This window comes from Mesorhizobium sp. YM1C-6-2, assembly GCF_003666685.1.
Classification (GTDB): domain Bacteria; phylum Pseudomonadota; class Alphaproteobacteria; order Rhizobiales; family Rhizobiaceae; genus Mesorhizobium_K.
The window spans coordinates 36,265-45,193 of the sequence record NZ_RCIZ01000018.1; the positions used below are offsets into that span (position 1 = coordinate 36,265).

Sequence of the window (8,929 nt, forward strand, 5' to 3'; positions counted from 1 at the left end):
GTAGCGACGTGTCGATCAGGCCGGCAGCAGGGCCTTCAGTTCCGGGAATTTCTCGTCGAAGCGCGCGGCCCAGCGCTTCAGCCGACTGCGGCCCTTCTCCCACTTTCCGGCAAAGCGAAGGTCCAGATAGCCGAGCACCGAGCGCAGCGCGATCTGCCCTCCGGTGATCTTCTTGCCGAGCTTCGGCGGATTGGCGTTGAGCGCGTCGAGCGCATTCGTCACCTTGCCCCACTGCTTGTCGAGCCAGGGCAGATGGACGATCTCCTCCGGCCGCGAACGGCGCTCGTAGACATGGGCCAGCGCACAATCCGCGATGCCGTCCGCCAATGCCTCGAGCCGCTCGGCATCAGTGCGCTTGGCCGGATTGCGCGGGAAGAGCTTGTTACCGGACTGCCGGTTCAGGTACTGCGTGATCGCCCGGCTGTCGAAGATCGTCTCGCCGTCATCGGCGATCAGCACCGGAATCTTGCCGAGCGGGTTGGCCTTGAGGAATTCTTCCGTCGGGCTCGACGTCTCCACCAGGACCGCTTCCAGCGGAATATCCAGATAGGCCGCCGCCATGCGGACCTTGCAGCTGTAGGGCGAAGCGGGCGCGACGAGGACTTTTGCCATCTGACTTTCCAGAGAATGGTTTGCGACGGCGCGGACGTTAAGCACTGGCGGACAACAGGCAAAGGCCAGCCGCGGAGAATCTATCCGCCAGGCAACTATCCGCCCCGCCCCTTGCCTGCCCGCACCGGCGGCATGACGACCTTGGAAAGCCGGCAGTCGCGCCGGTCGACCTCCGGACAGGAGCGGAACTCCAGATCCTTGGTCATGCAGATGCGGACCTCGCGCAGATAGCGCCGGTCGCAGGTGACGGCGACGGCATCGCCCGGAAGCGACGGATTGGCCTTCAGAAAGGCTCTCTCGGCGTCATCCGGATCGAGCGTCCTGTAGGCGTCGAGACGGCGGAATTCCGGGGGAATGCTGACCGTCTCGCGGGCGGCGCGCAACACCGCGAAATAGTCGTCCTGATCGAGACCCGCGCAGGAACCGTGCTTTCGCCACTGGTGGCGGATGAGGCCGGCGGACGGCATGATGTCGTAGAGCGTGCGCAACGTCGCGTTGGATACGTCCGGCTCGTCGGTGCGGCAGCGTTCCGGAAAGCCGCGCTCGAATTGCGGCCAGAGCCCGTGCACGACGAAGGCATAGGGCCTATCGGTGGCGCATTGCTGCCGGTTCGCGTCCTCGCCTTCCGCTTCGCAGTAGCTCGGCGACCAGGACAGCGAGAGCACGTAGAAATCGAAGCCTTGGCCGATCGGCAGCCGTGACGGGGCCGGTTGCCTTTCAGACCGTCCGGCCGGCGCATCGGACGGCGCGGTCTGCGCGATGGGCGTCGGCGGCTTTGTGTCGGAGGGTTGTTCCGCCTCCTGGCTGCAGCCGGCGAGGAGAACCAGCGCGAGCGCCGCGAGCCCGGCCCGGCTGCGCCGCATGCCAGCGATCAGCGAAGGACCCGGCAGGCGCCGTTGTAGACGAACCAGCGGTCGAAGCCGGAGACGCAGAACTCGACATTGTTGCCGACGCCGGCAAAGCCCTGGCCTTCCTCGATGAGGTACCAGATGTCGCGGGCGTTGCCGTCGGAGAGGATGACCTGCGCGCCGCAATAGGTGCGGCCGATCGGCCAGTTTTCCTGCGCGGGCAGATAACGATTCTCGCGGATGTTCTGGAAATCGCTGATCGCCACCAGCGGCAGGTTCGGCACATGGCGGACCTGGTAGGCGAAGCGGCTGGTGATCCTGCCGAGCACCCAGCTTTGCGAACAGGCGCCCGAATCGCTGTAGCCGGAATAGACGCCGAGGTCGGCCGCCTGGACGGCGGGCGTAACCCCGACGGCGGCCGCGAGGCCAAGCAGCGCGGCGAGAACGGGACGGGTGACGCGGCGGGCGAAGCGGTGCATGTGAGCCTCTCCTGGGCTTTGGCGTTGAGCCTTGCGCATAATCGTTTCTGCGAAGGGCGCGGTCAAGCGGGCGCGGCCTCCCCCGCCAGCCAGTCCAGCGACCAGCGCGCCTGCGGCTCCTCGGCGAGCGCCTTGTGGAGTTCGGGAAGGATGACGCGCATCTCCTTCTCGAAGACGAAGGGCGGGTTGACGACAACGAGCCCGCTGCCGTCGAAGCGCGCCTCGCGCGAGGGACGGCGGACCTCGAAGGCGACGTCGAGGATCTTCGGGATGCCCGACGCCTTCAGGCTCTCGCGGAAATCCTTTACGGCGGCGCGGTCCTTGATCGGGTACCAGAGCGCATAGATGCCGCCCGGCCAGCGCAGGTGGGCGCGCACGAGCCCGTCGACCAGCCGCTCGAACTCGCCAGCCTGCTCAAAGGGCGGATCGACCAGCACCAGCCCGCGTTTCTCCTTGGGCGGCAGATGCGCACCGAGCGCCAGCCAGCCGTCGAGCTCGATGGCGCGAACCTGGAAGTCGCCGGCGAAGAACGTTTTCAGCCGCTGGAAATCCTGTGGATGGAGCTCGATGGCGCTGAGGCGGTCCTGCGGCCGCAGGAGATGACGCACGATCAACGGCGACCCCGGATAACGCGCGACGCCTCCGTCAGGGTTTTCTGCCGCCACGGCCGCAAGGTAGGGCGCGAGCAGCGCCTCGGCCTCCGGCGAAAGCTTCGCCTGCAGCAGCCGGCCGATGCCGCCCTGCCATTCGCCCGTCTTCTGCGCCTCTTCCGAGGAGAGGTCGTAGAGGCCGATGCCGGCATGGGTGTCGACGACGCGGAACGCCTTGTCCTTCAGCTTCAGATATTCGACCAGCCGCGACAGCGCCGCGTGCTTGGCGACGTCGGCGAAATTGCCGGCGTGGTAGGCGTGGCGGTAGTTCATTGCTCGGGACGGCCCCCATCGGGACGGGCGTCCCTGCCCCAGCGCGGCCGCGCCGGCTCGGCATCCGGCTTGCGATCGCGTTTGCGCCGCCGCATCGACAGCACCAGGCCGATGAAGCCGATGGCTGTCAGGGCGAAGCCGACCGGCTGCAGGCGCGGGTCGAGCGCGCCGGCGCCCCGGCGCAGGGTCAGGTCGACCGAGCGGATCTGGATGCCCTCGGCGTCGCCCGGCCCGACGACGAAGGTGTAGTCGCCCTTCTCGATGCCGGTGATGACGCCGGCCTCGTCGCGATAGATCTTTTCGCGGAGCTGCGGGCTCCGCTCCTGCGGCTTGGCCTCGTTGAACGACAGCGTCTCGGCGAGCACGGTGCGGCCGCCGGTCGAGGCGGTGAGGGTCAGCGCGGTGCGGCCGCGCGCGAATTCGGGCGGCGCCACGGCCGTCATGTCGACCAGCACACGCACCGGCTCGTCGGCGGAGGACAGCGCGACGGTGATCGGCCGGAAGGCGCCGCCGTCGCTGACCCGCCAGGTCCCCATCTCGTCGCCGGAGAAATTGGTGACATACCAGGGATAGCCGAACCCCATGGCGGCGCCGGCGAGCAGGATCACGAGAAAGATCGTCCGCATGGTCAGTTCCCGTCCGCTCGCATCCGGCGCGTCACGCCTTGCGCTCCCAACGCCGGTCCGGCGTCTGCTGCCAATAGGTGACGGCGTGGCCGCCCGCCTTCATCGTCTTCCAGTGCCCACGCGCCGCCTCGACCTGGCCGGCGTCGTGGCCGTCGAAGAGGAACACCGCGCGCTCATAGGCGGAAAGGTCGGGCGGCGATGCGCCGTCGACGAGGAAGCGGATCTGCGCGCCGTTGGGATTGGCGTCGGTGGTGGTGAGGAGCACCGGCTGGTCGGCGGCGTGCGGGTCGCGGTCGCTGCCATGGGCGAGGAAGGAATCGTCGCGAAAGGTCCACAGATGCTGGTCGAGCGCGTCGCGCCGCTCGTCGGTGCCCGATTGCACGACGGCGCGCCAGCCACGCCCGAGACTGCGCTCCAGGAGGCCCGGCAGCGCGTCCTCCAGCGTGGATTCGGTCAGGTGGTAGAAGAGCACTTCGGCCATCGGGCTGTGTTTAAGCATGTTTGCGGGAGAGCGGAAGGGTGGCTTCTTTCCTTCTCCCCGTTCACGGGGAGAAGGTGCCCGAAGGGGCGGATGAGGGGCGGCGCTTCGTTCTGACAAGTTTGTGCTGCCCCTCACCTGCCTGCCGGCATCCTCTCCCCGTGAACGGGGAGAGGCGAAGCGCTCCACCCACGCGCTTCGTCGTCGCCACGCCTCGTTTCCGATCTGGCCGTTGAAAGAAAGTCGGGAAGACGGGAGGGTCGTGACCCCCAGTCTAAATTTTGTAATGGGTGGTCTTGTCGACCCAGCCTGACCCCCTGGCGTCAGGCGACGGAAGGCTTTGGGCCTCCGCCCCCGTCCGGTGGCTGTCGCCGCTTTCGGCCGGGCACACGTCACTGTCGGCCACGAGATACTCCAGTGGTCCGGGACGTACGGTGCTCCGTCTGCCTCCGTCGCGGAGCCGGCCGCTAATCTGGCCGTCTCCGCCGGGCATGCCGGCCTGTCGGGCGCCCTCGGGACCGTGGAACCGCTTCCACGGGTGGGAGGTCACCGCCGCCCTCCCTGACACCCGGTGCGCACCAGGTTCCCGCGAGAGCGATGCGCCAAGTATCGCGGAGAGCCGGAGCGGGTGAGTGCAGTTGCGAAAAGTTTTTACGGAAAGACGACCGGCATGGTGTCGTCGGTCCGTAGAAGAGAAAGCAACTTCAGTGGCTTGCCCCATAGGTTGGCGGGGCGAAAAAATCGCCAGTTGCGAATGAGCGAACAAAATTCATTCACGCGGCCATGGCATCGCGTTCGGCCAGCCCTACTGGCCTTCGGCCGGGTTCCCAGCGAGAACAACGGGAAGACGATGCGGGCTGTTTGGGCGAGTGAATAAAGTTCCCCAAAGGCCAATATCACCGCGACCCGGCCGGTGCTACCGTAACGTCATCTAGAGCGCGGCGCCTGGCTATCAGGCGTGCGCGCAGACTCGGAAGTTTCCAACTCGGGCGGCGGCTATCCAGAAGCAACCGGAGGAGGTGAAAATGAGTCGCAGAATCCTTGACTGCAGCATTGGAATCCTGGCCGCCGCAACGGTTCTGTGGGGCGCGCAGTCGCCCGCACAGGCCCAGGAGACGCAAAAGCCCAACATCCTGTTCATCATGGGCGACGACATCGGCTGGATGCAGCCGAGCATCTATCACCAAGGCCTGATGGTCGGCGAGACGCCCAACATAGATCGCATCGGCAACGAAGGTGCGAAATTCATGACCTACTATGCCGAGCAGAGTTGCACGGCTGGGCGGACCGCCTTCATTACAGGCATGCAGCCGGTGCGCGTCGGCATGGTCCTGCCGGAAATTCCCGGAAGCCCGTCCTACCTGCGGGCCGGCACGCCTCACCTCGCCAAGTTCCTGTATGATCTCGGCTACTCTACGGGTGAGTTCGGCAAGAATCATCTCGGAGACACCACCGAATCCCTGCCGACGGCCCACGGATTCCAGGAATTCTGGGGCTACCTCTATCACCTCGACGCCATGCAGGGGGTGAGCTTCCCCGACATCAACAAGACCCCGACCGAGCAGGGGATCGCGCCACCTTGCAGGAACACGCCGATCCCCGGCATAGCGGAAGACCCGGCGGCCGTGGATCCGAAGGCCACGACCTGCCTGACGCCACCGCGTCCGATGCTCGCCTGCGAGTCGTCCGACGGATCCCCGGCAAATCAATCCTGCAAGGATGAGGGTCCGCTGACGCTGGAGCGATCAAAGACCATTGACGAGGAAATCTCCGCCAAGGTCATCGACTTCCTCGACCGGAACGACCCGGAGAAGACCAAGAAGCCGTTCTTCGTCTGGTACAACCCGGCCCGCATGCACATCACCACGGTGCTGCCGGACAAATATCTGAACATGGTCGGCGAGCCGGGCGGCAAGGACTGGGGCATCAACGAAGCCGGCATGAAGCAGATGGACGACAACATCGGCTACGTGTTGAAGAAGCTCGAGGAGATGGGAGAACTCGACAACACCATCGTCGTCTTCACCACCGACAATGGCGCCGAGACAATCACGTTCCCGGACGGCGGCACCACCCCGTTCAAGGGCGGAAAGCTCAGCACCTGGGAAGGCGGCATGCGTGCACCGCTCGTCGTGCGCTGGCCAGGGCATATCGAACCCGGCACCGTCGTCAACGATATGTTCTCGGCGCTCGACTGGTTGCCGACGCTCGTGGACATCGCCGGTGGCCCGAAGGGCGACGAACTCAAAAAGAAGATCGAGTCCGGCACCTACCCGGGGATCGTCAAGACCACGCTCGACGGAATCGACCAGCGCGAGTTCCTGGAGGGCAAAGCACCATCCGCGCGCGACTCCTTCCTGTACTACTCCGGCAAGGAGCCCTCAGCGGTCCGCTACAAGAACTGGAAGATGTATTTCGCCATGGTGTCCGACGATCCGGCCGGCTTCATCGCCGGGGTGATGCCGTATTCGTGGACGCAGGTCGTCAACATCAAGCGCGATCCATTCGAGACCTCGGTCGGTCAGCAGATCAAGACGCTCTTCGGTATGGGCGGCGCCATCGCGTCACCGTCCACCGCCTATGTCTATGACTGGAACATCCTGCCCATCGGCCAGCAATTGTGGCTGAAGCATCTCGAGACCTACATCGCCTACCCGCCGCTTCAGGACCCTGCAAGCTACAATCTGGAGCAGGTGATGGCGCAGGTCCGGCAGATGAAGACAGGTAGCGACTGACCCGCCAATGCCGGACGCCCCGCCACGGGGGCGTCCGGTTCTGTTGACGGCCGCCCTTACCCCGGCCGTCGCTCGCGCCCAATCCGATCCGCTGCCATCCCGGAACGACCCGGCCTCGAAGGCCGTCCTAGATTAGCGGGCATCTTCCTCCCGAGGCGAAAACAACGGAAAACTCCCATGAACCGGCTCACATCCATCCTCGCCTCGATCCTCATCGGCGGCGCCGTGCAGGCGCTTGCCGTGCTGCCCGGCCAGTGGGCGAAAACCTCGACGCCATCAAGGCGGCCGGGGTGATCAAGATCGGCACCGAGGGCACCTACGCGCCCTTCACCTACCATGACCCCAGCGGCGAGCTGGTCGTGGGCGAAAAATACCGGCCTTTCGTCGCGCCCGACCTCACGACATGAGGTGCAGAAAAACTTGTTCACGAATGGCGACGATGCCGCTCAAGGCCGGATGACATCTTGCGGCTGGTAAGCCAAACTTACCCGCGACGCGACCTTGTGGTCAGGGAGGCGGATCATGAAGAACAATGTTCGGATTGGCACGATAGGCGTCGTATTGGCGAGCGCGCTGTCCTTTACGAGTTCTGGATGGGCTCAGGATGTCCAGCCCAACATACTTTTTGTCCTTGCCGACAATCTTGGTTATGGCGAGCCGGGCGTCTATGGCGGCGGCATCATGCGAGGCGCACCGACACCGCGTATCGACAAGCTCGCCACTGAAGGCACGCGCCTCACCAACTTCAATGTCGAAGCCCAATGCACGCCAAGCCGATCCGCCTTTCTGACCGGCAGGTTCGCAATTCGCTCCGGCACTCATTCCGTGCCGCTGCCGGGGCAACTGGACGGATTGACCCAGTGGGAAGTGACGCTGGCAGAGACCTTGTCGGATGCAGGCTATTCCACAGGTGCCTTCGGAAAGTGGCATCTCGGCAGCTCGCAGGGACGGCTTCCAAACGCTCAAGGCTTCGACGAATGGTATGGCATTCCGCGTACCACCGATGAGGCGATGTATCCCTCGCAACCCGGCGCAAAGGCCGCTGGAGTTCCCTTCATGCACATCATGGAAGGGCGAAAGGGCGAGAAAAGTAGCGACCTCGAAGTCTACGACCTTGAGCAACGTCGCTTGATCGACGGGAAGATAGTCGAGCGAACGATTGATTTCATGAAGCGCTCGGTCGAGGCGGACAAGCCGTTCTATGCTTATGTGCCATTCACTTTGGTACACTTCCCTGCCCTGCCCAGCCCCGAATTCGCAGGCAGCACCGGATACGGAGATTTTGCAGACTGCCTCGCCGAAATGGATGCGAATGTTGGCAAGTTGGTCGATGCGGTCGAGAAATTAGGGGCCAGCGACGACACCATTGTTGTGTTCACAAGCGACAATGGCCCCGATCCGACATTCCCGTCTCAAGGTACGTCCGGTCCTTGGCGGGGGTACTATTTCACACATATGGAAGGCTCGCTCTGCACGCCCTTCATCATTCGCTGGACCGGCCACGTTCCGGCAAACCGCGTCAGCAATGAAATCGTTCATTCGGTCGATACCTTCACCACGTTCGCCAAATTCTCCGGTGCGACAATACCCCAGGATCGAGCAATCGACGGCTTGGACCAAAGCGAGTTTCTGCTCGGAAAATCCGACCACTCCGCGCGCGAGGGGTTCCCAGTATACGTCGCCGACCGCATGGAGGCGGTCAAATGGAAGAACTGGAAACTGGCGTTCTATGGAGAGGAGCGGGATTGGTGGTCGCCGCCGACCAAGCTTGGCGTGCCGTTGATCTTCGATCTCATCAGCGATCCAAAGGAAGAATACGGAGCCACGCTGTCGCCTGACGGATGGATAGGCGGGCCTGCCATGGAGATCGTGGCGGACTTTGAAAAGAGCTTGAGCCTCCATCCGCCAATCGCGCCCGGCACGCCTGATCCATATACCCCTCCGAAGTAAGACCCGCCGAGGAAAGGCTGAGAGCGGCGTGGGGGTCATCGCGCGAAGACATTGGAAGCTTTGTTCTCGTCTCAGGGAATTTCTGGAATAAATTTCCGACCTCCTGCTGAATGCTCCCAACCCCGATCCTTGTTCGCCGCGCCGGCCGTCCTAGATTTGCGGGCATCTTCCTCCCCACGCGAAAACAACGGAAAACTCCCATGAACCGGCTCACATCCATCCTCGCCTCGATCCTCATCGGCGGCGCCGTGCAGGCGCTTGCCGTGCTGCCCGGCCAG

9 protein-coding genes and 1 pseudogene are annotated in these 8,929 nt (G+C 64.2%); 3 read left to right on the forward strand and 7 right to left on the reverse strand.

Annotation, left to right across the window (positions count from 1 at the left end; all coding sequences use genetic code 11):
• Positions 1 to 15 precede the first annotated feature (15 nt).
• The 6 genes from D8676_RS25630 to D8676_RS25655 all read right to left on the reverse strand — a co-directional run bounded on the left by D8676_RS25630 (position 16) and on the right by D8676_RS25655 (position 3,969).
• A complete protein-coding gene (locus D8676_RS25630; RefSeq protein WP_121583938.1) occupies positions 16 to 612 on the reverse strand; it encodes a glutathione S-transferase family protein in 597 nt (198 codons plus the stop codon).
• A gap of 95 nt (positions 613 to 707) precedes the next feature.
• Positions 708 to 1,475: a ribonuclease T2 gene (locus D8676_RS25635; protein WP_121583939.1), complete on the reverse strand. Its 768-nt coding sequence runs from the start codon at positions 1,473 to 1,475 to the stop codon at positions 708 to 710.
• An 8-nt stretch (positions 1,476 to 1,483) separates the two neighbouring features.
• On the reverse strand, positions 1,484 to 1,939 hold the full coding sequence (locus D8676_RS25640; protein ID WP_121583940.1) for a hypothetical protein: 456 nt from the start codon (positions 1,937 to 1,939) through the stop codon (positions 1,484 to 1,486).
• Between the two features lie 62 nt (positions 1,940 to 2,001).
• Positions 2,002 to 2,862: a 23S rRNA (adenine(2030)-N(6))-methyltransferase RlmJ gene (locus tag D8676_RS25645; protein WP_121583941.1), complete on the reverse strand. Its 861-nt coding sequence runs from the start codon at positions 2,860 to 2,862 to the stop codon at positions 2,002 to 2,004.
• A complete protein-coding gene (locus tag D8676_RS25650) occupies positions 2,859 to 3,488 on the reverse strand; it encodes a hypothetical protein (protein ID WP_121583942.1) in 630 nt (209 codons plus the stop codon). The genes D8676_RS25645 and D8676_RS25650 overlap by 4 nt, the downstream gene beginning before the upstream one ends.
• 31 nt (positions 3,489 to 3,519) lie before the next feature.
• Positions 3,520 to 3,969 (reverse strand): DNA polymerase III subunit chi, encoded by a 450-nt coding sequence (locus tag D8676_RS25655; RefSeq protein WP_121583943.1) that lies wholly within the window; start codon positions 3,967 to 3,969, stop codon positions 3,520 to 3,522.
• 1,022 nt (positions 3,970 to 4,991) lie between these two features.
• Between D8676_RS25655 and D8676_RS25660 the strand changes: the two genes are divergently transcribed.
• The 3 genes and pseudogenes from D8676_RS25660 (at position 4,992) to D8676_RS25670 (ending at position 8,651) form a co-directional block, all read left to right on the forward strand.
• The gene (locus D8676_RS25660) at positions 4,992 to 6,701 is read left to right on the forward strand and encodes an arylsulfatase (RefSeq protein ID WP_281034300.1); all 1,710 of its coding nucleotides are present in this window, start codon (positions 4,992 to 4,994) and stop codon (positions 6,699 to 6,701) included.
• Positions 6,702 to 6,878: 177 nt separating this feature from the next.
• Positions 6,879 to 7,060, forward strand: a pseudogene (locus D8676_RS25665) (amino acid ABC transporter substrate-binding protein); the annotation flags it as partial.
• Positions 7,061 to 7,223: 163 nt separating this feature from the next.
• Positions 7,224 to 8,651, forward strand: a complete 1,428-nt coding sequence (locus D8676_RS25670) for an arylsulfatase (RefSeq protein ID WP_121583944.1) — start codon at positions 7,224 to 7,226, stop codon at positions 8,649 to 8,651.
• Between the two features lie 71 nt (positions 8,652 to 8,722).
• Here the strand turns inward: D8676_RS25670 and D8676_RS27570 are convergent.
• Positions 8,723 to 8,929: hypothetical protein (locus D8676_RS27570; RefSeq protein ID WP_210210765.1), on the reverse strand; the 207-nt coding region annotated here is incomplete at its 5' end.

Bases quoted from the DNA above. Each gene is read 5' to 3' on its own strand.
- D8676_RS25635 (WP_121583939.1), bottom strand. From the start codon at position 1,475: ATGCGGCGCAGCCGGGCCGGGCTCGCGGCGCTCGCGCTGGTTCTCCTC.
- D8676_RS25630 (WP_121583938.1), bottom strand. From the start codon at position 612: ATGGCAAAAGTCCTCGTCGCGCCCGCTTCGCCCTACAGCTGCAAGGTC.
- D8676_RS25650 (WP_121583942.1), bottom strand. From the start codon at position 3,488: ATGCGGACGATCTTTCTCGTGATCCTGCTCGCCGGCGCCGCCATGGGG.
- D8676_RS25670 (WP_121583944.1), top strand. From the start codon at position 7,224: ATGAAGAACAATGTTCGGATTGGCACGATAGGCGTCGTATTGGCGAGC.
- D8676_RS25640 (WP_121583940.1), bottom strand. From the start codon at position 1,939: ATGCACCGCTTCGCCCGCCGCGTCACCCGTCCCGTTCTCGCCGCGCTG.
- D8676_RS25655 (WP_121583943.1), bottom strand. From the start codon at position 3,969: ATGGCCGAAGTGCTCTTCTACCACCTGACCGAATCCACGCTGGAGGAC.
- D8676_RS25645 (WP_121583941.1), bottom strand. From the start codon at position 2,862: ATGAACTACCGCCACGCCTACCACGCCGGCAATTTCGCCGACGTCGCC.
- D8676_RS25660 (WP_281034300.1), top strand. From the start codon at position 4,992: ATGAGTCGCAGAATCCTTGACTGCAGCATTGGAATCCTGGCCGCCGCA.